This window comes from Paenibacillus mucilaginosus 3016 (assembly GCF_000250655.1).
Classification (GTDB): domain Bacteria; phylum Bacillota; class Bacilli; order Paenibacillales; family NBRC-103111; genus Paenibacillus_G; species Paenibacillus_G mucilaginosus.
This window is the reverse complement of the sequence record NC_016935.1, coordinates 1,801,300-1,826,221: the sequence shown is the minus strand read 5'-3', so window position 1 is coordinate 1,826,221 and position 24,922 is coordinate 1,801,300. Positions and strand designations below refer to the sequence as shown.

Annotated in this window: 21 protein-coding genes; 4 read left to right on the top strand and 17 right to left on the bottom strand. The window is 58.7% G+C overall.

The annotated features are described in order from the left end of the window. From pstA to PM3016_RS08250, 3 genes are all read right to left on the bottom strand, one after another. Positions 1-858 (bottom strand): phosphate ABC transporter permease PstA, encoded by an 858-nt coding sequence (pstA, locus tag PM3016_RS08260; RefSeq protein ID WP_013915023.1) that lies wholly within the window; start codon positions 856-858, stop codon positions 1-3. After that, positions 855-1,793 carry a phosphate ABC transporter permease subunit PstC gene (gene pstC / locus PM3016_RS08255; RefSeq protein WP_013915022.1) on the bottom strand — a complete coding sequence of 313 codons (939 nt, stop codon included), beginning with the start codon at positions 1,791-1,793 and terminating at the stop codon, positions 855-857. Before pstC ends, pstA begins: the two co-directional genes overlap by 4 nt. Before the next feature lie 264 nt (positions 1,794-2,057). Further along, on the bottom strand, positions 2,058-2,972 hold the full coding sequence (locus PM3016_RS08250; RefSeq protein ID WP_014369098.1) for a phosphate ABC transporter substrate-binding protein: 915 nt from the start codon (positions 2,970-2,972) through the stop codon (positions 2,058-2,060). A gap of 244 nt (positions 2,973-3,216) precedes the next feature. Between PM3016_RS08250 and PM3016_RS08245 the strand changes: the two genes are divergently transcribed. Then, positions 3,217-5,055 (top strand): methyl-accepting chemotaxis protein, encoded by a 1,839-nt coding sequence (locus PM3016_RS08245; RefSeq protein WP_014369097.1) that lies wholly within the window; start codon positions 3,217-3,219, stop codon positions 5,053-5,055. 203 nt (positions 5,056-5,258) lie between these two features. Here the strand turns inward: PM3016_RS08245 and PM3016_RS08240 are convergent, their stop codons facing one another. The 6 genes from PM3016_RS08240 to PM3016_RS08215 all read right to left on the bottom strand — a co-directional run bounded on the left by PM3016_RS08240 (position 5,259) and on the right by PM3016_RS08215 (position 12,941). Then, positions 5,259-6,341, bottom strand: a complete 1,083-nt coding sequence (locus PM3016_RS08240; RefSeq protein ID WP_014369096.1) for a Gfo/Idh/MocA family protein — start codon at positions 6,339-6,341, stop codon at positions 5,259-5,261. A gap of 324 nt (positions 6,342-6,665) precedes the next feature. Next, the gene (locus tag PM3016_RS08235) at positions 6,666-7,556 is read right to left on the bottom strand and encodes a Gfo/Idh/MocA family protein (RefSeq protein ID WP_014369095.1); all 891 of its coding nucleotides are present in this window, start codon (positions 7,554-7,556) and stop codon (positions 6,666-6,668) included. 120 nt (positions 7,557-7,676) lie between these two features. Then, positions 7,677-8,399, bottom strand: a complete 723-nt coding sequence (locus PM3016_RS08230; RefSeq protein WP_014369094.1) for a response regulator transcription factor — start codon at positions 8,397-8,399, stop codon at positions 7,677-7,679. Positions 8,400-8,508: 109 nt separating this feature from the next. After that, on the bottom strand, positions 8,509-10,311 hold the full coding sequence (gene pnpS, locus PM3016_RS08225; protein ID WP_013915016.1) for a two-component system histidine kinase PnpS: 1,803 nt from the start codon (positions 10,309-10,311) through the stop codon (positions 8,509-8,511). Positions 10,312-10,397: 86 nt separating this feature from the next. Then, positions 10,398-11,390: a bile acid:sodium symporter family protein gene (locus PM3016_RS08220; RefSeq protein ID WP_014369093.1), complete on the bottom strand. Its 993-nt coding sequence runs from the start codon at positions 11,388-11,390 to the stop codon at positions 10,398-10,400. Positions 11,391-11,402: 12 nt separating this feature from the next. Then, on the bottom strand, positions 11,403-12,941 hold the full coding sequence (locus PM3016_RS08215; protein ID WP_014369092.1) for a fumarate hydratase: 1,539 nt from the start codon (positions 12,939-12,941) through the stop codon (positions 11,403-11,405). 246 nt (positions 12,942-13,187) lie between these two features. Between PM3016_RS08215 and yfbR the strand changes: the two genes are divergently transcribed. Beyond that, positions 13,188-13,772 carry a 5'-deoxynucleotidase gene (gene yfbR, locus PM3016_RS08210; RefSeq protein WP_014369091.1) on the top strand — a complete coding sequence of 195 codons (585 nt, stop codon included), beginning with the start codon at positions 13,188-13,190 and terminating at the stop codon, positions 13,770-13,772. Between the two features lie 183 nt (positions 13,773-13,955). Here yfbR and PM3016_RS08205 read toward each other — a convergent pair whose 3' ends face one another. The 6 genes from PM3016_RS08205 to citZ form a co-directional block, all read right to left on the bottom strand. Further along, positions 13,956-14,384 (bottom strand): hypothetical protein, encoded by a 429-nt coding sequence (locus tag PM3016_RS08205; protein WP_014369090.1) that lies wholly within the window; start codon positions 14,382-14,384, stop codon positions 13,956-13,958. 187 nt (positions 14,385-14,571) lie between these two features. Then, positions 14,572-15,504, bottom strand: coding sequence for an alpha/beta hydrolase (locus PM3016_RS08200; RefSeq protein ID WP_014369089.1), 933 nt, complete (start codon positions 15,502-15,504; stop codon positions 14,572-14,574). A gap of 215 nt (positions 15,505-15,719) precedes the next feature. Next, positions 15,720-16,661: a malate dehydrogenase gene (gene mdh / locus PM3016_RS08195; RefSeq protein WP_014369088.1), complete on the bottom strand. Its 942-nt coding sequence runs from the start codon at positions 16,659-16,661 to the stop codon at positions 15,720-15,722. A 5-nt stretch (positions 16,662-16,666) separates the two neighbouring features. Further along, complete coding sequence (locus PM3016_RS08190) at positions 16,667-17,203, bottom strand: hypothetical protein (RefSeq protein ID WP_014369087.1); 537 nt, start codon at positions 17,201-17,203, stop codon at positions 16,667-16,669. A gap of 98 nt (positions 17,204-17,301) precedes the next feature. Next, positions 17,302-18,597, bottom strand: a complete 1,296-nt coding sequence (icd, locus tag PM3016_RS08185; RefSeq protein WP_013915008.1) for an NADP-dependent isocitrate dehydrogenase — start codon at positions 18,595-18,597, stop codon at positions 17,302-17,304. Positions 18,598-18,851: 254 nt separating this feature from the next. After that, positions 18,852-19,964: a citrate synthase gene (gene citZ / locus PM3016_RS08180; RefSeq protein WP_013915007.1), complete on the bottom strand. Its 1,113-nt coding sequence runs from the start codon at positions 19,962-19,964 to the stop codon at positions 18,852-18,854. A 638-nt stretch (positions 19,965-20,602) separates the two neighbouring features. Between citZ and PM3016_RS08175 the strand changes: the two genes are divergently transcribed. Next, a complete protein-coding gene (locus PM3016_RS08175) occupies positions 20,603-21,892 on the top strand; it encodes a Ppx/GppA phosphatase family protein (RefSeq protein ID WP_014369086.1) in 1,290 nt (429 codons plus the stop codon). Positions 21,893-21,903: 11 nt separating this feature from the next. Next, entirely contained in the window at positions 21,904-22,143 is a 240-nt protein-coding gene (locus PM3016_RS39430) for a hypothetical protein (protein WP_238540467.1), read from the top strand. Here PM3016_RS39430 and PM3016_RS08170 read toward each other — a convergent pair. Both PM3016_RS08170 and PM3016_RS08165 read right to left on the bottom strand, forming a co-directional pair. Continuing rightward, complete coding sequence (locus tag PM3016_RS08170; protein ID WP_013915006.1) at positions 22,109-24,208, bottom strand: RNA degradosome polyphosphate kinase; 2,100 nt, start codon at positions 24,206-24,208, stop codon at positions 22,109-22,111. The two genes, PM3016_RS39430 and PM3016_RS08170, sit on opposite strands and share 35 nt — an antisense overlap. Positions 24,209-24,346: 138 nt before the next feature. Beyond that, on the bottom strand, positions 24,347-24,790 hold the full coding sequence (locus PM3016_RS08165; protein ID WP_041619064.1) for an acyl-CoA thioesterase: 444 nt from the start codon (positions 24,788-24,790) through the stop codon (positions 24,347-24,349). Positions 24,791-24,922: the final 132 nt, after the last annotated feature.

Sequence of the window (24,922 nt, the reverse complement as noted above, 5' to 3'; positions counted from 1 at the left end):
TTATTTCCCTCCGGACAATTTTTTCTGTAGGATTCGGCTCGGTATGCCGATCAGCAGGTTAAAGGCAAGAACCACGAGGAGCAGCAGCGCTGCGCTGCCCTGTGCGATCTGCTTCGCATCCGGCACGATCGCTTCGGACTGCACGTACCACAGATGGGTAGCGAGCGTCTCCCCCATCGCCAGGGGATTGAAGTCCGGAAGGATCCGGGATACGGACAAGCCGGCCGTATAGATCAGGATCGCCGATTCACCGAGCGCGCGGCCCGCCACCAGCGTGATGCCCGTAATCAGGCTCGGCATGGCGGAAGGCAGAAGCACCTTGCGGATCGCCTGCCAGCGGGTGGAACCGAGAGCAAGCGAAGCTTCCCAGTAAGACTCCGGCACCGAACGGATCGATTCCTCCGTTACCCGTACAAGGACCGGCAGGTTCAGCAGCGACAGGGTGGCCGCGCCGCCGATGATCGAATACTTGAGGCCGAACCAGTTCACGAAGAGCAGGAAACCGAAGAGACCGAAGACGATCGAAGGCACGGAAGACAGAGCTTCAACGGATACCCGGATGAAGTCCGTGAACGCGCTCTTCTTGGCGTAGACCGCGAGGTAGATCCCCGCCCCTATCCCGATCGGCAGGGAGAACAGCAGCGACAGGAACAGAATGTAGAACGAGTTAAATAATTGCGGTCCGACGCCGCCTCCGGCATCAATCTCCGAAGGTCGGCCCGTGATGAAATTCCAGCTCAGCATCGGCAGGCCGTCACCCAGGATGCGGACCAGGAACCATGCCAGAATGGCGATAATGACCGCTCCTGAAGCCCAGAAGAACGCAGTAGCGATTCGGTCTGTAACCTTGCTTGTCATTTCACTTCACTCCTCTTCGCTACAATGCGGATAACAAGGATCATGGCCAGCGAGATCAGCAGAAGAACCAGGGCCATCAGGAACAGCGCGTTATTCCACGTGCTGCCGTAGTTGGTGTTCCCCATGTCTTTAACGATCGCCGTGGTCAGTACGGTGGCCGAGTCGAGCAGCGACTTCGGCATCTGCGGCGAGTTGCCGATAACCATGAATACGGCCATCGTCTCCCCAATCGCGCGGCCCATCCCCAGGATGATGCCCGTCAGGATGCCGGGACGAGCGGCCGGCAGCAGCACGCGCCAGATCGTCTGCCAGCGGGTGGCGCCGAGGGCCAGCGAAGCTTCCTCGAGGCGGCCGGGCAGCGAACGGAGCGCATCCTCGGAGATGGAGAGGATCGTCGGCAGAATCATGATGGCCAGGATGATGGCCGCGGGCAGAATCCCGTAGCCGAAGCCTTCGTTGAACTTGGCCAGGAACGGCACGATGACCGTCAGGCCGATAAAGCCGTATACGACAGACGGAATCCCTACGAACAGATCCGTAGCCGCCCGGAGAATTTCACGCAGCCACTTCGGCGCGATCTTGGCGGAGAAGATGGCTCCTGATAAGGCCAGCGGAACGGAAAGCACAACGGACAGGAAAGTGAGCAGCAGCGTGCTGTACAGGAACGAGAAAGCACCGAATTTATTATTGGACGGCGTCCAGTCCGTGGAGAAGAAGAACTCCAGCGGCGTAACCCCCGTGAAGGTCTTCACTCCCTGCCACCCTACGAAGAGCATAATCGAGAATATGATAACCGACACCATCGTCGCGCTGCCTACGAACACGACCTTCATGAACCGGTCATTCCGGTTCTGAGCTTTGGTCCAACCGTTATTGTGATTGCCCCTCCGCTCTTTCTGCGTTCTTTCGGCTAACTGGTCGGCGAATGAATTCATTTGCCTGATACCCCCTGAGTTGGAATAGTTCAAGTCACGTTCGCACGTTCATCGTCTTACTATCATAGTGGACAAATGTAAGGACAAAACCTTAGAAATGTTAAGCTAATGTAAAAATTGCTTTTTTCGACTCCGTTTCGACAAGGTGGTTTTACTTTTCCCCAAATCGGTGTCCCGGCCTCTTCCTTGTTGGACAAACATTTATTTTCATATTTAACACAAAAAGACAGCAGGCAAACGCCGCTGTCTTTTCTTTACGAATTCTTATTTTTTGAGGAGATCGGCAGGGAGGAACTTCAGTTCTTCCACGCGCTTGCCTTGGAACTCAGGGCTCATGATGAAGTCGAGGAACGCTTTCGTTGCGCCGGTAGGCTCCCCTTTAGTGTACATATGCTCTACACCGTAGAGAGGGTACTTGCCGCCCTTGATGTTGTCCTTGCTGAATTCTACGCCTTCGAATTTGAGGGCCTTAATCGGATCTTTGACGTATGGCGTATCTACGTAGCCGATCGCACCTGGAGTTTGTCCGACCGTCGTCGCCATCGCGCCGCTGGATTCCTGCGTTACGCCGTCTTTTGTGAATTCTTGGCCATCGAGAACGATCTTCTTCACGAGAGCGCGGGAGCCGGAAGAGTCAGGACGGTGAACGACCACGATGTTCTTGTCAGGGCCGCCTACTTCTTTCCAGTTCTTGATCTTGCCGGTGAAGATGTCCGTAGCCTGAGCTTTCGTCAGGTTGTCGATCGTGACATCCTTGTTGACGATAAGGGCAAAAGGAGCAATGGCCACCACGTGGTCTACGAGGCCTTTATCTTTATATTCAGGACCCGCTTCGATATCGGAGTTACCGATGTTGGACGTGCCGTCGGCCACGTCCTTCAGGCCTTTGCCGGAGCCGCCTGCGGTCGGGTTGATCGTTACCTTCGGGTTGTTCTTCATGAACTCGTCGGCAGCCGCTTTAACCAGCGGGAGCAGTGCGGAGGAGCCGGAAGCTGTTACCGTACCTTCGATTGGAGTAGCAGCAGCAGGTGGAGTAGCGCCTTTATCCGTGCCAGCACCAGTGGCTGGAGGCGTTGGTTGTGTTTGCTCAGTCTTTTGACCACACGCGGCAAGGACCCCTACGGATAACACCATAATCATGGCTACATTCAAACTTTTCTTCGACAGCTGCTTCAACATGTTCAGCATGTCCTCCCTTTTTTTTCTCGTTTATGTTTACTAGGTCATCATACCAGGGCATTGTAAAGTTTAAACCCTCGGTAAGTTAACGCAATGTAAAACTTTGTCGGAGAAACGATTTACGCACCTTTTACATAGTATGGATCTTCGTTTAATACTTTAGTCCTATACTTAACGGAAATACGCAGCGAATTCTGGTGGATCGCGGCGAAAAGCATAAACGATACGTATAGGAGGATAACCCATGCTGTACACGCAAGGATGGACTCTCAAAAGAAAACTGATCGCCGGTATGACGGGCGTGATCGCGCTTTTCCTCTGCGCGGCGCTCCTCAATCTGTACCAGGTGGGCCGGATCAAGGAGCAGCTCCGGCTCCAGAACGACAAGGTCGAGCTGAAGCAGGCCGCGCTGGAATTGAAGGAAAGCGTGCAGGAGCTCAATATTATCGCTTCGGGGCTGGAGATCTCGCGGAAAACGGAATATATCCCCCGCTATAATGAAGAACGCCAAGCGTTCGAGGCTCATCTGAAGCGGATCGGCGATACGGCGGATACGGAGGAAAAGGCGCTGTGGCGGAGCAAGCTGATTCTGCTGACGGGCGAATACACGAATACGTTCGATGTGGCAGCGGCGCTTATCACGCAGAACAGCCTGTCCGAGAAAGACCTGGCCGCGAACATGGAATATCTCTACAATGAATCGCAGACGCTGATGAAGGAGATCTTCCTTTATGTCGACATGTTCTTTATAACGTACAGCGAAGATGCGGACAGTGCCGTAGCAAGCACACTTCAACGACTCGACAGAACGGTAGGCCTGCTGCTGGCGGCCCTTGCCGTCAGCGTTGTCCTGTCGGCCGTTGTTCTCACACTGCTGCTCCGTTCGTTCCTGCCGCCGGTCCGCCGGCTGCAGGAGGCGGCCGCCCGGATCGCCGCCGGCGATCTGCGCCACCGGATCCGGAGCACGGCGCAGGACGAGCTCGGTCAGCTCAGCACCGCCTTCGATCATATGGCGGATGCCGTCCGGACCATGCTGGCCCACACCCGGGATGCCGCCGGGGCCTTGGCCGAGCACTCGCTTTCCTTCCGGGAATATGCCGGCACGACGGCCGCGGCGAACCAGGAGATCGTCAGCGCCATCGACGACATCTCGGCCGGTGCGCAGGAGCAGGCACGGCACGCGGAAGCCGCGGCCGCCCTCCTGTCCGGCCTGGCCGAAGCCATGCACAGCATGACCGGCTCTATGGAGGACATCCGCGAGATGAGCCGCACGTCGGCCCTGCAGACGGAAGCCGGGGCGGCCTCAACCGAAGCGCTGGGAAGCTCGGCCGCCCGGTCGGCTGAGGTGCTGGAGAAGGTGGGCTCCGCGCTCCGCTCCCTGACCGGCTCCTCGGCGGAGATCGCCGACCTGTCCGGCCGGGTGGCCGGCATGGCCGCCCAGACGCAGGTGCTGTCGCTCAACGCCACGATTGAGGCGGCAAGAGCCGGGGAGTACGGCCGCGGATTCTCCGTGATCGCCGGAGAGGTTAGGCAACTGGCCGAGCAGAGCCGTGCCTCTTCGCTGTCAGTCGGCAAGGTGGTCGGCTCGCTGCAGACGCAGATTCAGGATGTCGAAGCCTCCCTGTCCGAGGTGCTGGCCACCTTCGGCAGGCAGCATTCGGACGTGCAGGACAGCATCGCTGCGTTCGGCGCTATCCGTGAAGCCATGGCCGAGCTGGCCGGCCGGATCGACCGCGTGCATGGATTGACGGCTGAGGCCCGGCAGAAGAACCTGCAGCTGGTCGAAGCCGTCTCGGCGGTAGCCGGTATCGCCCGGGACACGGCTGCTGGCGTACAGGAGGTCGCCGCCTCCTCCCAAGGACAGGATGCATCGATCCGTCGGATCGCCTCCCGCTCCGACGATATCCTCTCGCTGGCCCAGCGCCTGCAGAGCGAGCTGGAGAAATTCAGCATCGGGGAGGACGAAGGAGTGGCAGCGGAAGCTGCGGGTGAGATACCGGCCGGGCCCCGAGCAGCCGGCAGCGGCTCTGATGAGACCGCGGCCCCTCCCCTGAAGGAGACGCCGCTGAAGTCCGCCGGATAAAGCTTTCCAGCTCTTCCGCTTTACCGGTTTGCCGGCGGCTTTCCTGCTTGCGTCCCCTGCTCTGCGCCTTTCAGACAGCCCAAGCCCGCAGGCGGGTTCCGCTCTTGCCCTCCCTACCGGCTGACGCTGTAATAAAAAAGAAGAAGGCCGCCCCCTATCCGTCAGAATAAGAGAGCAGCCTTCTTCTTTTTTCCCGCCTGCGCTTAGTCGAAATATACCGCCTTGCCGGTCTTCGAGGACTCGTAGATCGCCTCGAGAATCTCGGAGACGACACACGCCTGCTCCGGCGTCACGACCGGCTCCGTATCGTTCTCGATTGCCTGCAGCCACAGCTTCGCTTCGAGGTCGGCCGGATTGTCCTTGCTCCCTTCATAGAAGTCCACGCCGCGCCCGTCGAGCTCGATGTGGTTCGTGAAGAGCTTGCTGTGCTTCTCGCCGTTGATGCGCAGCCCGTCTTCCATATCCGCGCCGCCCTCGGTGCCGCACAGCGTCGTCTTGGCTTCGCCGGTCTTCACCAGGTTGATCGCCCAGCTGGACTCCAGCATGATCGTGGCGCCGTTCTGCATCGTGATCATGCCTACCGCCGAATCCTCCACCGTGAACTTCTCCGGATCCCAGGAGCCCCAGGCATTCGCCGCGTCCGCCTTCTTCGCGAGCTTGTGGAACGCAGTGCCCAGCACGGCCTTCGGCTTGTAGTTGTCCATCATCCACAGGGTGAGGTCAAGCGCGTGGGTGCCGATGTCGATCAGCGGGCCGCCGCCCTGCTTCTCTTCATCCAGGAATACGCCCCATGTGGGAACCGCACGGCGGCGGATCGCATGAGCCTTGCCGTAATAGATCTCCCCGAGCTCGCCGTCGGCGCAGACGCGCTTCAGGTATTGGCTGTCCGAGCGGAACCGGTTCTGGTAGCCGATCGTCAGCTTCTTGCCCGTCCGCTTCGCCGCTTCCACCATCCGGCGTGCGTCCGCCGCCGTCTTCGCCATCGGCTTCTCGCACATGACATGCTTGCCGGACTCCAGCGCGAAAATCGAGATATCCGCATGGGAATCGTTCGGCGTACACACGTGAACGATATCCAGCGACCCGTCCGCGAGCAGCTCCTTGTAATCCGTATATACCTTCGCGTCAGGCGTTCCGAACGCGTTCTTCGCTTCCTGGGCCCGCTCCTCCACGATATCGCAGAACGCCACCATCTCGGCGTTGGGCTGGTTCTTGAGTGCCGGCATATGCTTGCCGTTGGCGATGCCGCCGCATCCGATAATTCCGATTCGATACACCTTGGACATGAGTAAAGGTTCCTCCTTTGAAATATACCATCTATGTAATCGTCATTCGCATAAGCTGCCTGCTGCTGTGTTTTAGTATAGACAACCGCGTTTCAGAAAACTATGACAGATCTGGTGGTCCTTATATCCGATTTTGCCGTAAGCGCCTCCTCCCCCAAGCTCTATGATCGTTCTGCCGGCTCCCTTGCTGCGCCTGAAGCCCAGGGATCCCCATAAGCACGAACCACTATCCGATGACGATCCGCTTCCCCGTCCTTGCCGCTTCCCGCAGCGCATCCATCGCTTTCGCCTGCCGCAGAGCCTCCCCGCCTCCGTCGCTGCTTATTACCTCTCCGGTCCGCATTCGAAGCACCTCCTCGGCGAAGGCTTCCGCCTGCCGCCGGAAAGGCGTGACCCGGTCCGTCTCCCATATATACTCCTCTTCGCCGATACGGCACTCGATCCGCAGCTTCTCCGGCCCGCCTTGAACGCGGCGGACAGCCGCCCCTCCGTCCCCAGCAGCTCGAACGACGAGCCGTGCGGCATGTCGAGCGCCGCATCGAACTGGGCTGTGCGCCCACCGGCGAAGTGCAGCGTGCCGCAGAAGCGCCGGTCCACCCCGTGGCGTTCGTCGATCGTCCATACGGCCTCCGCCGCCTGAGGCTCCTCACGGGTAAAGCTCCTTGCCCAGTGGACGAGATAGCAGCCGATGTCGTACAGCGCTCCGCCGCCCCAATCCCTGTGCCACCGCGTGCTGTCCTCGAACGCACGGAACGAGAAGTGGCCGCGGAACCGGACCCATTCCCCGACCGCCCCCTGCTCCAGGCGCTGCAGGATCTCACCGATTCCCGGGTAGAACGGCCAGATGAACGCTTCCCGCACCCTCACGCCGTTACGCCCGGCCGCTTCCGCAATCGCCGACGCCTCCACCGCATTCAGTGCAAAGGGCTTCTCGAGCAGCACATGCTTGCCCGCCTCGCAGGCCTTCACGGCCCACTCCCGGTGCAGATGATTGAGCAGGGCGATGTAGACGGCGTCAATCTCCGGGTCCGCGAGCAGCTCCTTATACGAATCGTAGGCCCGCGGAACACCGTATTTCTCCGCCAGCGCCTGTCCCCGGCCCGGCTCTCGGCCGGCCGCCCCCAGCCACACCCCGTTATCGGACGAGAGAATGCCCTGCCCCGCCTTGTTCACGATCCAGCCTGTCCCGAGCACGCCCCAGCGAATCTTCTCCATGTTCTTCCTCATCCTTCCCTCGACAGATTTCCCGGGAAATTGCACATGCGCCCCACCTGGCACCGGACTTCCCGGACACAGCAAAAAGAGGCCTTCTTCAAGACCTCTCCAGCATTCGCTTCATTTCTTCAAAGCTCCCATGGATGTCACCAGCTTGTAGCCGACGCCTCGAATCGATTCGATCTGTACCGACTGCTGGTTCATCTCGAGCTTCTTGCGCAGGGAGCTCACGTGCACATCGACCGTCCGCTGGCCGCCGATGTAATCGAAGCCCCACACGATATTCATGAGATCGTCCCGCGTCACGACGACCCCGGGGCGCTGCACCAGATAGAGCAGCACTTCAAACTCCTTCGGACGAAGCGGAATCGACTCTCCGCCCAGGAGCACCTCGTACTTCTCCGGGTATATGAACAGGTCTCCGGCAGAGATGACCTTCTCTCCCGTGCCCGCTTTCTCCTGCGTACCGTCTTCCGTCATGGTGCGCCTCAGCACAGCCGACACCCGCGCCAGCAGCTCGGCTACGCCGAACGGCTTCGTGATGTAATCGTCTGCACCGTACTTCAGCCCCTGGACGACCTCTTCCTCGGCATTGCGTGCGGTAAGAATGATGACCGGCGTCTTGTTCCCCTTCTGGCGGAGCTTGGACAGGATCTCGAAGCCGTTCATGCCCGGCAGCATGATGTCTAGAATAATCAGGTCAAAATACTGCTGCAGCGCAGCCTGCAGCCCGTCGCTTCCGTGATCGACCACCTTCGTCTCATAGCCTTCCTGAGTCAGGTTGTACGACAGCAGCCTCGCGAGCGTAGGCTCATCCTCGATAACAAGTATTTTTTGCGGCATGGGAATCCCCCAAAACATAAGTTCATTTCTCACTTAAAGCTTAACACAGCCCGCAGGCCTTGACAATTTATTTACATTCCAGGCCCGAAAAGCCACCCGGAAATCCGGCTTAATTGTGGATCAGCGGCATCTCGATAATGAACTTCGTACCTACGCCGACCTCGCTCTCTACGCGGATCGTCCCTTTGTGCAGCTCGACCAGGTGCTTCACGATGGAGAGGCCGAGGCCCGTCCCGCCTGAGCTTCTCGAACGCGCTTTGTCCACCCGGTAGAAGCGTTCGAAGATCCGCGGAAGATCCTTCTTGGGAATGCCGATCCCGGTATCCGCAATCGTGAACCGGACCTTATCGTGCTCGGTCACTTCCTTGCCGCTGACGAGCTGCTCCACCTTCAGCCGCACCCTGCCGCCTTCGGGCGTATAGCTGATCCCGTTGGACAGCAGATTGATCAGAATCTGGCGCAGCCGGTCCTCATCGGCTTCCATATAGAAGTCGCCGTCCACGTTCAGCTCCAGTTCAATGCCTTTTTTCTTCGCTTCCGTATTCATCACATGCACGCAGTTGCCGATGAAGGGCTCGAGATGCACGGGAGAGAACTGCAGCGGAATCCGCTTTGACTCGATCTTGGACAGCTCGAGTATATCCCCGATGAGCCGGTTGAGGCGTTCGCTCTCATCGAAGATGATCTGCAGGAACGATCGGGCGGTCTCCTTGTCGTTCAGCGCTCCTGCCAGCAGTGTCTCGGCGAAGCCCTTGACCGCCGCGATCGGCGTCTTCAGTTCATGCGACACGTTCGCCACGAACTCACTGCGCATCCGCTCCAGGCGCCGGACCGCCGTAATGTCGTGAAGCACGATGAGCAGGCCTTCCCATTCCCCGCCCGCTTCCGCAATCGGGTTCAGGTTGATCTCCAGAATCCGTTCCTTCGGATAGTAGAAAATCACCTCGTCGCGGATATGATCCCGCACGTCGATGCACTCCTGGATCAGCTGTGTGAACTCGTACTGCTGCTTCGCCTGGTTGAACGACTTGCCGAGCAGCTCCTTGGCCGAGAAGCCGAGAATCTCTTCGGCGGATCGGTTGAGCAGCGCAATCTTCCCTTCCCGGTCGATCATGATGACGCCGCTGGTCATGCTCTCCAGCACGCTCTTCAGCCGGTTCTCGTCCTCGGAGATGCGGTTCATCTGCAGCTCCAGCGAGTCCGCCATCCGGTTGATCGCATGGCCGAGCTGGCCGATCTCGTCGCGCTTGTTGACCTGCACGCGGTATTTGTAATTCATATCCGTGATCTGGCGGGCCACGCTGGTGATCAGCTCGATCGGGCGGGTTACGCTGTAAGCGACACGGTACGAGATCAGACCCGCAATGACGAAGACAGCCAGCAGCATCCCGGTGAGGACAAACCAGACCTGGCGGATCGAGCCCTCGACATCCTCGAGACTCATCGCCATCCGGAGATATCCCGTGACATTCTCTCCTTCCAGCAGAGGCACGGCCACATACAGCAGGTTGCGCTGGACCGTAGAGCTGTATCGGATCGCACTGCCGTAGAGTTTGGATGCGGAGGCTTCCCGGATCTCCTCCCGCTCCAGATGATTTTCCATCAATGCAGGGTCATGGTCGGAGTCCCCCAGCACCTTGCCGTCGCTGCGGATGAAGGTCAGCCGGGCGTCCGCCGAAGCCCTGAGCATGGCCGCCCGGTCGGAATAAAACCGGAAGAGCTCGGGTTCGCTGCCGGACTGCCTCCAGTCGGTTGTCGCTTTGATGACGCGAAGCTCCCGCTCCATGCTTGCCGTCAGCGACTCGATATACGACTGCTGCAGCATGCGGGCCATGAAGATTCCTGCGGTGAGGACCGAGGAACCGATCAGGATGATAAAAATCAGGGTCAGGCGTGCACGAAACTTTTTCATAACAAGAGTGTTCCCTCCAGAAGTTCAGCCGGCTGTTCGTTCCTCCCCCCGGGGGAATCACGGTGATGGCGCAGACGTTTTACTCTCTATCGTAAGGGTCCGGACTGCGGTGCGCCAGTTATTTTTTTGTAAAGGCGGGATTGACCGTACAGCTTCATGCACCACCGGTTCACGGAAGCCATCGGCTGCTGGATCAGAATCGACAGCACGACCGGCACCGCCGTCAACGGTTCGAAGTAAGCCAGCGCCAGCACCAGCCCGAGCGAAATGTTGCGCATACCCGACGAATAGGTGACCGAGATGATGATGTCGGTCTTCCGCAGCCACAGCGACCCGAAGAAGCCGAGCGCATAGGAGACGGCCACCAGAAGAAACACGAGGGGCACGACGGTCAGCATGTCCGCCTTCATCTCCATGACATAAGGCTGAATGACGGCCGCGTTGATCATAACCACGATGACCATCGCGAGCTTGGAGGTCGGGCCGCAGACGGGCGCCGACCAGCCCTTGAACCGCCCCTTCGACAGCTCGTTGACCAGCACGCCGAGGATCGTCGGCACCACGATAATCTGCACCAGGTCCATCATGACCTTCGTATGGTCGAAGGCAATCGTCGTTCCGAAGAAGGCCTCGATCGCCGCCGGAATGACCAGCGGGCTCAGCGCCGAGTCGATGACGATCATCGCGAGCGTCAAAGGGACGTGCCCCTTCGACAGCCCGACCCAGATGACGGACGACACGCCGAGCGGGATGACCGAGAACATGACGAAGCCGACGACATACGGCGAGCCCTCCCCGAAGGCGGCCGTGCCGATGAGGTAGCCGATCATCGGGGCGAGCACATGGCAGAGACCAAAGGTCAGCAGCATCGGCACCGGCATCCGGAAGGCCTCCCGGATCTGCTTCCAGGAGCAGCCGGTCGCCATGACGAAGGTGAGATAACCGAACAGGTAGGGCACCAGCGCCGCCGATCCGTTGAAGCTCCGGGATAAAAGAAACCCGAGTATCAGAGATACCGGGACAATGAGGGATAAATATTTTTCTATGACGGCGTTCAGCCGCAAACCTGTCTCTCTCATGGAAGAGCTGCCTTACGAGAAGACCGGTTCTTTGAACTGGGCCAGCTTCTCGCGGGACTCCTGCTCCACGTCGGCATGCAGTGAGTTGCCGTGGGAATCCATTGTCACAATCGCAGCGAACCCTTCGGTCTGCAGGTGCCACATCGCTTCCGGAATACCGAATTCCATGAAGTCCACGCCTTCCACCTTCTTGAAGCACTGGGCATAGTACTGCGCCGCCCCGCCGATCGCATTCAGGTACACGGCTCCGTGCTCCTGCAGTGCCTTCAGCGTCTTCGCGCCCATGCCGCCCTTGCCGATGACCGCGCGGATGCCGAACTTCTTGATGATGTCGCCCTGGTAAGGCTCCTCGCGGATCGATGTCGTCGGGCCGGCCGCCTTCACGACCCAACCGCCCTGCTCGTCCTTCGCCATAACCGGACCGCAGTGGTAGATGACCGCACCGTTCAGGTCGATCGGGGAGTCGTGGTCCATCAGGTGCTTGTGCAGCGCGTCACGGCCCGTATGCATCGGTCCGTTGATGATGACCACATCGCCGACCTTCAGCTGGCGGATCTGCTCCTCGGACACCGGCGTCTGCAGCACGACTTCACGGCGTTCGCTTGGGGCAGCCGCTGCGGCAGCCGGCTCGTCCTTCTGCATCGGCACGGTCTCGCCCTTCGTGTACACCCACTCGGTGATCTCACCGCTGTTCGCGTCGATGAGCACGCCCTGACGGCGGAACGCCCAGCAGTTGTACGCCACGGAGACGAAGAAGGAAGCGGGCAGACGGTTCATGACGCCGACCTTACAGCCGAGCAGGCTTACCTGACCGCCGAAGCCCATCGTCCCGATGCCGAGCTTGTTCGCATTCTCCATGACGTACTCTTCCAGCTTGCGCAGCTCCGGATGCGGGTTCACGTCGTCCGCCGCACGGAACAGCTGGTGCTTGGCCAGCTCGTAGCCGGTCGTCCGGTCGCCGCCGATGCCCACGCCGATGAAGCCCGCGCTGCAGCCCTGGCCCTGTGCCTGGTAGACCGCATGCAGGATGCATTTGCGGATGCCGTCGAGGTCGCGGCCCGCTTTGCCCAGCCCTTCAAGCTCGGCAGGCAGGCTGTACTGGATGTTCTTGTTCTCACAGCCGCCGCCCTTCAGGATCAGCTTCGCTTCGATCTCATCGCGTTCCCACTGCTCGAAGTGGATGACCGGCGTACCCGGTCCGATGTTGTCCCCGCTGTTCGCTCCGGTCAAGGAATCGACGGAGTTCGTGCGCAGCTTGCTGTCTTTGGTCGCCTGGGCCACGGCGGCGATGATCGCTTTCTTCATCTCGATCTGGTTCGCGCCCACCGGACAGTGCACGATGAACGTCGGCATTCCCGTATCCTGGCAGATCGGCGATACGTTGCACTCCGCCATCTGAATGTTGTCGGCGATCGTAGAGAGGGACAGCGCCGAACGCGTGCCTGCATCCTCTTGTTCGCGGGCAGCCTGAATCGCCTGACGGACATCGGCCGGCAGGTTGGTGCTCGTTTCGACAATCAGTTTATACATACTCTCTTGAAAGTGCTGCATGGATCAGGAAACCCCTTTCGGTCGGTCGTATAATATGTATTGAAATGAGTCCAAATGCATATTTCCATCATACCATATTCCGGCGCGCGGGGGCACACCCTTTTGCGCTGTACGATTTTGGAGAGGGCAAAGCACCGTCGAATCGTGTATAATGCGTTAGGTACGATGCAGCATGGATGCATTCACGGCATGATACTCAGCCCCCGCTTCTGACTGCAGCCAAACAGATGAGATGGGATGATTCGAATGGAAAGCCACTTTTTTGCCTACCTCTACCGCCTGAGATTTATCGAACGGTGGAGCCTCATGCGCAACACCATGAAAGAAAATGTAGCCGAGCACTCCTTCCACGTGTCGCTTCTGACGCATGTGCTGTGCACGATCGCCAATGAAGTATACGGCCGCCAGGTGCCGACGGACAAGGTCGTCTCGATGGCCCTGTTCCATGACAGCACGGAGGTGTTCACCGGCGACATTCCGACCCCGGTCAAGCACCACAATCCGAAGATTCTGAGCAACTTCCGGGAGATCGAGCACCTGGCCGCCGAGCGCCTGCTCGACATGGTGCCGGAGCCGCTGCGCCGGGTGTACGAGCCGCTGATCGATCCCAAGAAAACTACGGAAGATGCTGAACTCAAAAAATACATCAAAGCCGCCGACTCCCTGGACGCCTATCTTAAGTGCGTGACCGAGCTGTCCGCCGGCAACCGCGAATTCGCCGTGGCCAAGAAGCAGATTGAAGATACGCTGCAGGAGATGGCCATGCCGGAGGTCGACTACTTCCTGAAGCATCTGGCGCCGAGCCTGGAGAAAACGTTAGACGAGCTGTAAGCTTCCGCCGGGGAACTCCCCGGCTTTTTTGCTGTTTGGGCGACGGATGCGGGGTAGCAGCTGCTGTGTGCTGACCCTTGGCGCCGCCTTGTTCTTGCATAAGCAAAGAGGCCGGCTGCTTAGCCGGCCCCTTCAGGGTAAACGAATGTCGTGCTTGATGCCGACCGATACGGCACTCCCGCATTATGCGAACACGTTCGGGAAGAGCATCAGCGTGATGACCAGGAAATACAGAATGCCGGCCACCGAGCTCAGCGTGCGGATCGCACCGATCTGCGCTTTGATGGAGCTGCCGTTTGCATCGCTGAGCGCTTTGCGCATTTTGCCGCCGAGAATCCCGCTTACGGCGCCGATCGCCAGGAGCAGCACAATCGCCAGAATCCACCAGATGGCCGGATAGCCGCCTTTGCCTACCAGGTATCCGCCCGAGATGAAGGCGATGATCAGCGCGAGCTGACCGGCCCGGTTGAGCGAGAACAGCACCGACAGGAACCCGTGCTGCGCGCTTCCGTTCGGAAGCGCTTCTACGCGGGCGGCCAGGAACGGGAGCGCGAGATAAAAGCCCATGAGGGCTGCCCCCAGAACATGAAGATACAAAAACACTTGTGACATCACTGAACGAAACCCTCCCTTGTCTGCCTTGCAACATCTTAATCTACCGCGCACTGCGAAATAGAGAATAAGCTAAGTATACCGGAGGGAGTACCGCGGAAGCAACCGGGAAGCGTATGCGTCCGGGGCACTTGTGACGGTCCGGTGAAGCCGGCAGAACGTGCAGAACAACGCCTGCGAACCGCTTTCACGGGCATGGCTCTTTCGTTCCCTGCTGCAAAAAGAGCTGGGCGGTCCCGACGGATTGTATACGCCGTACGTTCACCTCTGTCATCGCCGTCCCCCTTGAATACCAAACGGAATAAAAGCCGCGCACGCCTATCACGGAGCCTCCCCGCGCAGCGGCGCCCAGTTCTTCAGCGCCTCCACCGTCCGCTCCCACTGTTCCTCCGGCACGGATCGCCGCTTCTCCATCCCCGCGCTGCGGCCCGTAGCTCCCGAAACCGGCATGATTCCCTCCCTCCATGGAGAGATAGGAGGCATCCCCGGGTACATACGCCCTGCCCGCTTCCATGCGCTCCCGGTTCAGTACGCCGTCGTTCGTCCCTGCCAGGGACAGCACCGGCAGCCCGGCGTCTCTCAGGCTGCCGCCTTCATCCGCGTACGCAGCCAGGAAGAACACGCCCCTCAGCCGGTCCGGGTGAGCCGCGGCGAACCGGGCGGCCATCGACCCGCCGAGCGAGTGGCCTCCGATGACAAAGTCCCCCTGCGGCTCCCGCTGCAGCAGCTCCTCCGCCCGGTTCTGCCCGAACACCGCGAGGCTCAGCGGCATCCGGGCGATATAGACCGGATAGCCTTCCTCCGCCAGCCGGGAGGCCAAGGGAGCATAGCTCTCCGGCTGCACCAGCCCGCCCGGGTACAAAATAACCCCGGGTAAAGGCTTCGCTGCACCTCCCGTTTCCCCGCTGCCGGGCTCAAACCGGAGCCAATGCGCTTCTTTGGCAACCTCCACACCGGCGCTTCCCATCATGGCGAGGCGTGCCGCCTCGTCCGCTTCATACGGACGAAGATAAACAAAGCCTGCCGCGGCCAAGCCGAGCAGCAGCAGAATCATCCATGAGGCGATCAGACGCCATACGGACCTCTTCGCCCGCGCCCTCGATTGCGATCTGGGTTCCATGCGGCTCCCTGCCTCCTCTCCTGCGGATCTCACTCGCCTCCGGCCTCTGCTGCCGTGGCGCTTCACTTGTCAGCATCATCCAGTCCCTATCTCTTTATACCCCTCCCGCCTTCCAATTGTCTCACTCTCGGATTACAGACCCGCTGAGCCCCGGCCATCCAACAAAAAAACCAGTCCCGGCCTGCTGCCGGGACTGGTTGTGAAGGGGTAACGGATCAGCCCGTTACCACTTTGATGACATTGCGAACGGATTCAGCCGACTTATCCAGGGCGGCCTTCTCTTCCGGCAGCAGCTCGAGCTCGAATACTTTCTCGATGCCGTCGCCGCCGAGCAGCGTAGGAACGCCCATGAACAGGTTGTCGTAGCCGTACTCGCCTTGGAGCAGAGCGATCGCAGGAATGATCCGCTTCTTGTCCTTCAGGATCGCTTCCGTCATTTGAACGAGCGATGCCGCGGGAGCGTAGTAGGCGGAACCGTTGCCGAGCAGGTTGACGATCTCGCCTCCGCCGGTGCGCGTACGCTTCACGATCGCGTCGATGCGGTCCGCCGGGATCAGCTTCTCGATCGGAATCCCGCCGACGTTGGAGTAACGGACAAGCGGTACCATGTCGTCACCGTGGCCGCCGAGAACGAAGCCGCGAACGTCTTCTACGGACACATTCAGTTCTTGCGCGATGAAGGTGCAGTAGCGTGCGGTGTCAAGCACACCGGACTGGCCGATGACGCGGTTCTTCGGGAAGCCCAGCGTCTCGAATGCGACGTACGTCATCGCATCCACCGGGTTGGAGAGAATGATGACGATCGACTGTGGAGACGTTCTCTTGATGTTCTCACATACGGACTTCACGATGCCGGCATTCGTATTCACGAGATCGTCGCGGCTCATGCCCGGTTTCCGTGCGATTCCCGCCGTGATGATCACGATGTCGGAGCTCGCGGAATCGTCATACGAAGACGTACCGATGATCTTGGCGTCGAATCCCTGCACCGGGGAAGCCTCGAGCATGTCGAGCGCCTTCCCTTTGGTCGGATTCTCGAGCTGCGGAATGTCGAGCAGCACTACGTCACCGAGTTCTTTTTGTGCAAGCATCAGAGCTGTCGTTGCGCCGGTGAAACCGGCGCCCACAACCGTAATCTTCTTCCGTTGGATAGCCATCAGAATTACCTCCTATGGAATGTAGTGGTCTGTTCTTTGCTTTCCAGGTCCGCGAAGCCGCCTGTGTATTCCGCTCTTCTTCCGTTTCCCCGCTCTTCCCGTTGTTCCCGCTTTTCGTTCTGCTCTTCCCGGGTCGGCAAAGCCGCCCGCTTCCCGCTCGTCAGGTCGGCGAAGCCGCCTGCAGTTTTGCACTTCGTTCTGCTCTTCCCGGGTCGGCAAAGCCGCCTGCAGTTTTGCTCTTCGTTCTGCTCTTCCCGGGTCGGCAGGGCCGCCCGCTGTTTCGCTCTGCAGAGTGTGCCCGAGGGGGAGCCGCTTTGCGCCAGCAAAGTCGCTTCCCCCTCACACATGCCCTGCGCCGCCTGAAAGCGTGTCCCCGGCGTGCTTGGCGTCAGCTCAAGCCGCCCGGGGACGGACGCGTTCCCCACTCCCCCGTCCCATCGAAGCAGCCCGCACGCGTGAAAGCGTGTCTCGCCCCCCGCCTGCAGCCGGAAGGCTGCTGACGGGGGGCGAGACGGACGCGTTCCCTGCACCACCACTATCATGGGAGCGACACTGCCTCGCGTATAGACAGCCGTTCGTGGTCCAGGGGGCGAAACCCCTGGGGCCTCCCTCTAGAGGGAGGTTTGGAGGGTGGGTTTAATTAAAAGTTAGCAATAATCTGATCAGCGAACGCGGAGCACTTCACTTCGGTTGCGCCTTCCATCAGACGAGCAAAGTCATAAGTAACGGTCTTGTTGTTGATCGCCGTTTCCATGCCTTTGTAGATCAGCTCAGCCGCTTCCAGCCAGCCCAGGTGCTCGAGCATCATAACGCCGGAGAGGATGACGGAACCTGGGTTCACAACGTCCAGACCTGCGTACTTAGGAGCCGTACCGTGTGTAGCTTCGAAGATCGCGTGGCCCGTTACATAGTTGATGTTTGCGCCAGGAGCGATACCGATGCCGCCTACTTGAGCAGCCAGAGCGTCGGACAGGTAGTCGCCGTTCAGGTTCAGCGTCGCGATGACGTCGAAGTCGGTCGGACGAGTCAGAACCTGCTGCAGCGCGATGTCGGCAATCGCATCTTTTACGATGATTTTGCCTTCAGCTTCCGCTGCTTTTTGAGCTGCGTTCGCTGCATCTGCACCCGACTCTTCTTTGATGCGGTCGTATTGAGCCCAAGTGAAGGTTTTGTCGCCGAACTCCTCTTCAGCCAGCTCGTAGCCCCAGTTCTTGAACGCGCCCTCGGTGAACTTCATGATGTTGCCTTTGTGTACGAGAGTAACCGTTTTGCGGTTGTGCTTGATCGCATATTCGATCGCCGCGCGAACCAGACGCTTCGAACCTTCGGAGGACACCGGCTTCACGCCGATACCGGAAGTCTCTGGGAAGCGGATTTTCTTAACGCCCATTTCGTTCTGGAGGAACGCGAGCACTTTCTTGACTTCTTCGGAGCCTGCAGCCCACTCGATGCCGGCATAGATGTCTTCGGTGTTCTCACGGAAGATGACCATGTCAACGAGCTCAGGACGCTTTACAGGGGAAGGTACGCCTTTGAAGTAGCGGACCGGACGGGAGCAGACATACAGGTCCAGCTCTTGACGGAGCGCAACGTTCAGGGAGCGGATCCCGCCGCCGATTGGCGTCGTCAGAGGCCCTTTGATCGCTACGATGTATTCACGGATCGCTGTCAGCGTATCAGCAGGCAGCCAGTTGTTGTACTTGTTGAAGGCTTTCTCGCCGGCGAACACTTCGTACCAAGCGATTTTCTTCTCTCCGTTATATGCTTTCTCTACCGCTGCATCCAGCACACGCTTGGAAGCCGCCCAGATGTCCGGGCCTGTGCCGTCGCCTTCGATGAAAGGAATGATCGGGTTGTTCGGTACGTTCAGTACGCCGTTCGTAATTGTGATGCGCTCGCCCTCAGTCGGCAGAGCATATTGTTCGAATTGAGCCATGATTGGTATTGCCTCCTCATGTAATATGGAGCCAGTCTTCACTGCCCCTGGGATTAAGTATATCAAAGCATTGGCAAACTGTGGAGCGCAAGTCTGAAGCGTCACACCGGCCGCTTTCCTTATGTACGTATATTCCGCCGGTCTTCATGCTCAAAAAGATACGGGAGCTGCGGCGGCGGGTCCGCTCTCTTGCGGGGAAGAGAAGACCCGTCAGGTGCCACAGCAGCCCGTTCGTAAGCTGCTTTATGTTCCGATTAGCGCTGCTCGATCGGAATGAATGCCTGGTGGGACGGACCCGTGTATTCCGCGCGAGGACGGATCAGGCGGTTGTTCTCGTACTGCTCGAGAATGTGCGCTGTCCAGCCGGACGTACGGGAGATCGCGAAGATCGGTGTGAACAGGTCACGCGGAATTTCGAGGGAGGTGTAGACGGACGCGGAGTAGAAGTCCACGTTCGGCTTCAGGCCCTTCTGGCCGGTAACGAGCTCTTCGATCTGGATCGACATGTCGTACCAGTTCATGTTGTTCGTAATTTTGCCGAGCTCTTCGGACATCTTCATGAGATGCTTCGCACGCGGGTCGCCATTCTTGTAGACACGGTGGCCGAAGCCCATGATCTTCTCTTTGTTCGCCAGCTTCTCGTTGATGTAAGCCGTTACGTTGGAAGCCGTGCCGATCTCTTCGAGCATCGCCATAACCGCTTCGTTCGCACCGCCGTGCAGAGGGCCTTTGAGGGCGCCGATCGCCGAAGTAACGCCGGAATAGATGTCGGACAGCGTGGCAACGGTAACGCGTGCTGCGAAGGTGGAAGCGTTCAGCTCGTGGTCCGCATGAAGAACGAGGGCCTTGTCGAGCGCTTCGATGGCGATCTTCTCCGGATTCCTGCCTGTCAGCATGTACAGGAAGTTCTCCGCGATGGATACGCCGGATTTAGGAGCAATCGGCTCCTGGCCTTGGCGGATACGGGCAAAAGCGGCCACAATCGTCGGCAGCTGAGCCTGCAGCTTGATCGCTTTGCGCAGATTCGATTCCGGAGTCATATCGTTAGCTTCCGCATCATAGAGCGCCAGCGAGGAAACGGCGGTACGAAGGGCAGCCATAGTATTCACGTTCTTAGGGAACAGCTTGATCCCGTCAAGCACTTCAGCCGGCACAGCCGCGCTGCTGCTCAGATCCTGGATCAGTTGGTTCAGCTCGGAGCGATTAGGCAGTTTACCATACCAGAGCAAATATACGACTTCTTCGAACGTTGCGTTCTCGGCAAGGTCGTCAATGTTAATGCCGCGATACGTGAGCACACCGTCAATGATGGAGCTAATGGAGGACGTTGTCGCTACGATCCCTTCCAAACCTTTGGTGGCGGTCAAGTTAATCTCTCCTTTGGCGTTCAATTTCACATAAGTCTACTATAAAGGATTTACCAACCGATGTGAACAAATTTAGACATAAAAGTTCATTATCAGCACGATAGGAAAACCTTTTAACAATTAAAAGCAGAAAGTTTTCCTGCGGCATGTCCGCTGTATGTTTCCTCCGGAAACCCTGATCTCAGTACCTGATGGAATAGTTTTTATCCAACGTCTAGTGGATCCTTTTCCTGCGGTGCGGCCAATCGATAAGCCTTTTCTTACGACCCTAATCAAAACTTTTATCGATGCTCCGACACCATTTCGCCGCATTTCTTCCCCTTCGGCTGCAAGCTATGTACGCCGGTCAGGCTTAATAAAGATACCCCGTCCCGTTTTTTATGCAATCCGCGCAGGCTGGCTGCACGTCCCCCACCTGCCCTGATTCCATTTCCATTATGGTTCATTTGCGTTCATACTGGAAAACCCTGCTCTCTCCTCTTCTCCTCCGCCTCCTTGCACCGCACCTTCTTGCAAAAGCTCCCAATAGAAGCATTTCATTTCCCCTCCCAATTTATTCGGGAAAGTTTGGACAGGACTCTAAACGGTGTTAAAATAAAGGGGATCTTTACCCCCAACCCCATTACAGGAGGCTTAGTATGAAGGACTCCAAGAGAATCGGCATCATCGACATCGGCTCGAACTCCATCCGGCTGGCGATCTATGAACTGGATTCCGGCGGAGCGTACCGGGTCATCAGCGAGTTCAAGGAATCGGCGCGCCTCAGCCAGAAAATCGGTCCGGACGGCGCCCTGCCTCCTGAAGAGATACAGGATCTGGTGCGGATGCTCTCGCATTTCAAACGGATCTGCCGCTCCCATGAAGTCACCGAATGCCGGGTGGCCGCCACCGCGGCCGTCCGCAACGCCACCAATACGGAGCAGATTCAAGAGACCCTCTCCCGCGAAACCGGCTGGGATATCGAGATCCTGTCCGGACAGGACGAAGCGCGTCTCGGGTTCCTCGGCATGATCCAGACGATGGATATCGAGGACGGCTTCCTTGTCGACATCGGCGGCGGAAGCACCGAAATCTCCCTGTTCCGGCAGCGGAAGCTTGTACACAGCGTCTCGTTCCCGTTCGGCGCCGTCAACACGACGCGGAAGTTCGCGCCGGACGGCGAATTCGGTGAGGGGCCGCTGAAGGCCATCCGCGAGATGGTTGAAGAAGCTCTCGCGCGGGAGCCGTGGATCGCCTCCAGTCCCGGGCTCCCTCTAGTCGGGCTGGGCGGAGGAGTCCGCACGCTCTGCAAAATCAACCAGCGCCGCCGCCGCTACTCCCTGCCCCAGACCCACAACTACCATCTGCCCGCGGCGGATGTGGATGAGCTGGCGGCCTGGCTGCCCGGACTTCCGGCGGAGAAGCGCAAGAAGATCGACGGGCTGTCCAAGGACCGCTTCGATATCATCGTGCCGGGAATGATCATCCTTCAGACCGTCTTCCAGACCGTCAAAGGCTCGCATTATATCGTCAGCGGCGCGGGCCTGCGTGACGGCCTCTTCTTTGAGGCCTTCTACCCTGCGGTATCCAGTGAGAAGCCGATTGCGGAACAGAGCTCGGACAACCTGCTCGCGCTGCACTCCACCGCCCCCGCCGCCCATATCCAGCGGGTGTGCCGCACGGCGTTGAAGCTCTATGACGCCCTGGCGGAAGGAGGTACCCACCGGTACTCGCCAAGACTGCGGATGTGTCTGCACATAGCGGCCAAGCTCTACCGGATCGGCGCCTCCCTGCTGTACTACCAGTATCCGAAACATTCGTTCCATATGATCGCCCATACCCGGATCGACGGGCTCAGCCACCGGGAGATGCTGCTCTGTGCCCTGATCGCTTCCTACAAAGCAAAAAACCGGCCCAGCAGGCGGTCCAGCCATTCAAAGATATTCTGAAGGAATCCGATGTGGATCTGATCGCGCGGCTCGGCACGCTGCTTCAGCTTGCCGTGGCGCTTGATGTGAGCGAGACGCAGGCGATCGATGTGACCGCCGCCTTCTCCGAGAACACTTCATTGCACCTTCGTCTCCTGACGCTGCATGACCCCTCTGCGGAATACAGAGAGGTCGAAGCGCTCCAGAAGGATTTCAGGAAAATCTGGGGACTGCAGCTCAAAATTCACGAGCCTTCGTTTTCCACGAACTGATCCGCATGGCCTCAAACTGACTGCGGAGCGGCGGCTCTCCCGCCGCCGGCGTCATCCGCTCATACATGCCGTTGGACTGCAGCTGGCGCGCCTTGACGTTATCGTCCAGGTTCAGCTGCAGAATCCGGGTCAGCGACTGCTGAATCCCCTTATTGAACGCAGGACACATCAGCTCCACCCTCCGGGTGAGGTTCCGCGTCATCCAGTCGGCACTTGCCAGATAGATCTCCTCGCTGCCTCCATTCTCGAAATAGAAAATCCTCGAATGCTCCAGGAACCGGTCCACGATACTGCGCACCGTAATATTCTCGCTGAGCCCCGGCACACCGGGCCGTAAGCAGCATACACCGCGGATAATCAGATCGATTTTGACTCCCGCTTGAGAAGCCGCATAGAGCTCGTCGACCATCTGCTGGTTCGACAGGGAATTGAACTTGGCGATAATCCGGGCCGGCTTGCCTTCACTGGCATTGCGGGCTTCCCTGCGGATTTTCTCGATGAGCTTATCCATCAGATCCGTCGGTGCCACACCGAATGCCTTCCAGTTGTGCGGAGCGGAGTACCCCGTCACTTCATTGAACAGCGCGGAAGCATCCTCACCGATAATTTTATCCGTAGTGAACAGCCCCACATCCGTATACAGCTTCGCCGTGTTGTCGTTGTAATTCCCTGTGCCCACGTGAACATAACGGCGCAGACCGTCCGGCTCCTGGCGGACCACCAAGGTGATTTTGGCGTGCGTCTTGAGCCCCACAAGCCCGTACACCACATGGCAGCCCGACTGCTCGAGCTTTCTCGCCCACGCGATGTTGCGCTCTTCGTCGAAGCGCGCTTTGAGCTCCACGACAACCGTTACCTGTTTGCCCGATTCCGCCGCCTGGGCCAGGCCCTGGATCAGCGGGGAATTGCCGCTCACCCGGTAGAGGGTCATCTTGATCGCAAGCACGTGCGGATCGTGCGCCGCCTGTGTGACGAAGTCGGTCACGGCATCAAAGGATTCGTAGGGGTGGTAGACCAGCACGTCCTGCTGCCGCAGTTTCAGGAACAAATCGTCCTCGTTCTCAAGCTCGGCGGGATACACCGGCTTGATCGGCGGATAGCGCAGATGGTCGTAGCCCTGCAGGGAGCCCGACAGCTTCATGAAGAATGTCAGGTCGATCGGCCCGTCGATCTCGAAGATATTGTCCGAGATCTCGAATTCCTCGATCAGCTGCTGCAGTGCATAGGGATGGATGCCCCGCTGCACCTCCAGCCGTACGGGTGCCCCCCAGCGGCGCCGGCGGAGCTGAATCTCGATCTCCTCGAGCAGGTCCTCGGCCCCTTCTTCATTCAAAGTCAGGTCCGCATTGCGCGTCAGACGGAAGCCATGTACCGACACCGGCGTATAGCCGCTGAACAGGGTATGAATGTGGTGCTCGATGAGCGTTTCGAGCAGGATGTATTCGTGCTTCTTGCTGTTCGTGCGGCAGGGCACCTCGATGAAGCGGTTCAGGTTGGACGGTACCTGGAGAATGGCGAAATACGGCTCCACCTCCGGATCTTCCCCCTCTTTCATCAGCACGACGGCAAGATACAGGGATTGGGTATGTACCAGCGGAAACGGCCGCGCCTGGTCGACGGCCATCGGCGTCAGGACAGGGAATACGATCTCATGATAATACTCGTCCATCGCTTTGCGCTGCGTAGCATTGAGCTCATCATAGCTCGTCAGGATGATGCCTTCCCGGGCAAGGGCCCGTGTAATCTCCCTGGAAGTCCGGTACTGCTCGGCCACCATCTTGGCCGCCCGCTTCATCACGCGCTTGAACAGTCCTGCGGGAGTATAGCCCGTGAAATCCTTCTTGGTATAGCCCGCTTTAATCTGATCTACAATGCCGGCCACACGGACACTCATAAACTCATCCAAATTCGATGAAACGATAGACAGAAACTTGACTCTCTCCAGCAGCGGCGTCGTAGGATCCTGTGCTTCCTCGAGCACGCGCCAGTTGAATTCCACCCAGCTCAAATCACGGTTCAAATAATGGTTGGCGGCAGCCGCCTCGCGAGGGGCAGTTTCCTTCATAGTGACCCAAACCTCCATGGTATTTCACGGTATTCTATCCTTTTTTCAACTCTTTTCATCGTAATTCGACAATGTTAAGGGAGCGCCCGGTTTTTGTAAATTTTATGTAAAGAAAAAAGTCTTTTTTTTAAAAAAATCTTAACATTCGGATGAGGCCTTAATGAGTGCGTACAGGTCCGGCGCTTCCTTATCGATCCGGGTCGGGCGCCAGTCGCGGTTCAGCCACACATGCTTCGTCCGGCCGGTCACGAGCAGGTCCTCCCCGCGCAGAATCTCGCAGTCGAACGTCAGCCGCAGATTCGAAAACTCGCTGACCCTTACGCGGATCGTAACCCAATCGTCATACCGGGCCGGCAGCCGGAACTTCATCTCCGCCTCCGTGAGCGGCAGCAACAGCCCTCTGGCTTCCAGCGTCTGATACGGCATGCCGAGCGAACGGATCATCTCGGTACGGCCGATCTCGAACCAGGTCAAGTAGTTGGCGTGATACACCACTCCCATCTGGTCGGTTTCTTCATAGCGCACCCGCACTTCATGGGTAAACCAGCGGGCAGCCTGCGCTTGATCCCTTTCCACTTTCATTACCTTCTTTCGTATCCGGCCGGGACGGTTCTTCTTCTCCCGTCTTCATCCCCGGTTCCGGGAGCGCACAGACCTCTATTACCCCAATACAGATCAGGCTACCCTCGGGGGCCGAAGAATTCCGAGCCTTTA

Excerpts from the sequence above, each read along its gene's own strand:
- PM3016_RS08215 (WP_014369092.1), bottom strand. The coding sequence starts at position 12,941 with ATGCAGCACTTTCAAGAGAGTATGTATAAACTGATTGTCGAAACGAGC.
- PM3016_RS08165 (WP_041619064.1), bottom strand. The coding sequence starts at position 24,790 with ATGAAAGTGGAAAGGGATCAAGCGCAGGCTGCCCGCTGGTTTACCCAT.
- PM3016_RS08200 (WP_014369089.1), bottom strand. The coding sequence starts at position 15,504 with ATGGAACCCAGATCGCAATCGAGGGCGCGGGCGAAGAGGTCCGTATGG.
- icd (WP_013915008.1), bottom strand. The coding sequence starts at position 18,597 with ATGGCTCAATTCGAACAATATGCTCTGCCGACTGAGGGCGAGCGCATC.
- PM3016_RS08220 (WP_014369093.1), bottom strand. The coding sequence starts at position 11,390 with ATGAGAGAGACAGGTTTGCGGCTGAACGCCGTCATAGAAAAATATTTA.
- yfbR (WP_014369091.1), top strand. The coding sequence starts at position 13,188 with ATGGAAAGCCACTTTTTTGCCTACCTCTACCGCCTGAGATTTATCGAA.
- PM3016_RS08240 (WP_014369096.1), bottom strand. The coding sequence starts at position 6,341 with ATGTCCAAGGTGTATCGAATCGGAATTATCGGATGCGGCGGCATCGCC.
- mdh (WP_014369088.1), bottom strand. The coding sequence starts at position 16,661 with ATGGCTATCCAACGGAAGAAGATTACGGTTGTGGGCGCCGGTTTCACC.
- PM3016_RS08170 (WP_013915006.1), bottom strand. The coding sequence starts at position 24,208 with ATGAAGGAAACTGCCCCTCGCGAGGCGGCTGCCGCCAACCATTATTTG.
- PM3016_RS08250 (WP_014369098.1), bottom strand. The coding sequence starts at position 2,972 with ATGTTGAAGCAGCTGTCGAAGAAAAGTTTGAATGTAGCCATGATTATG.
- PM3016_RS08245 (WP_014369097.1), top strand. The coding sequence starts at position 3,217 with ATGCTGTACACGCAAGGATGGACTCTCAAAAGAAAACTGATCGCCGGT.
- PM3016_RS08190 (WP_014369087.1), bottom strand. The coding sequence starts at position 17,203 with ATGATAGTGGTGGTGCAGGGAACGCGTCCGTCTCGCCCCCCGTCAGCA.
- PM3016_RS08175 (WP_014369086.1), top strand. The coding sequence starts at position 20,603 with ATGAAGGACTCCAAGAGAATCGGCATCATCGACATCGGCTCGAACTCC.
- pnpS (WP_013915016.1), bottom strand. The coding sequence starts at position 10,311 with ATGAAAAAGTTTCGTGCACGCCTGACCCTGATTTTTATCATCCTGATC.
- pstA (WP_013915023.1), bottom strand. The coding sequence starts at position 858 with ATGACAAGCAAGGTTACAGACCGAATCGCTACTGCGTTCTTCTGGGCT.
- PM3016_RS08205 (WP_014369090.1), bottom strand. The coding sequence starts at position 14,384 with ATGTCACAAGTGTTTTTGTATCTTCATGTTCTGGGGGCAGCCCTCATG.
- PM3016_RS08230 (WP_014369094.1), bottom strand. The coding sequence starts at position 8,399 with ATGCCGCAAAAAATACTTGTTATCGAGGATGAGCCTACGCTCGCGAGG.
- pstC (WP_013915022.1), bottom strand. The coding sequence starts at position 1,793 with ATGAATTCATTCGCCGACCAGTTAGCCGAAAGAACGCAGAAAGAGCGG.
- PM3016_RS08235 (WP_014369095.1), bottom strand. The coding sequence starts at position 7,556 with ATGGAGAAGATTCGCTGGGGCGTGCTCGGGACAGGCTGGATCGTGAAC.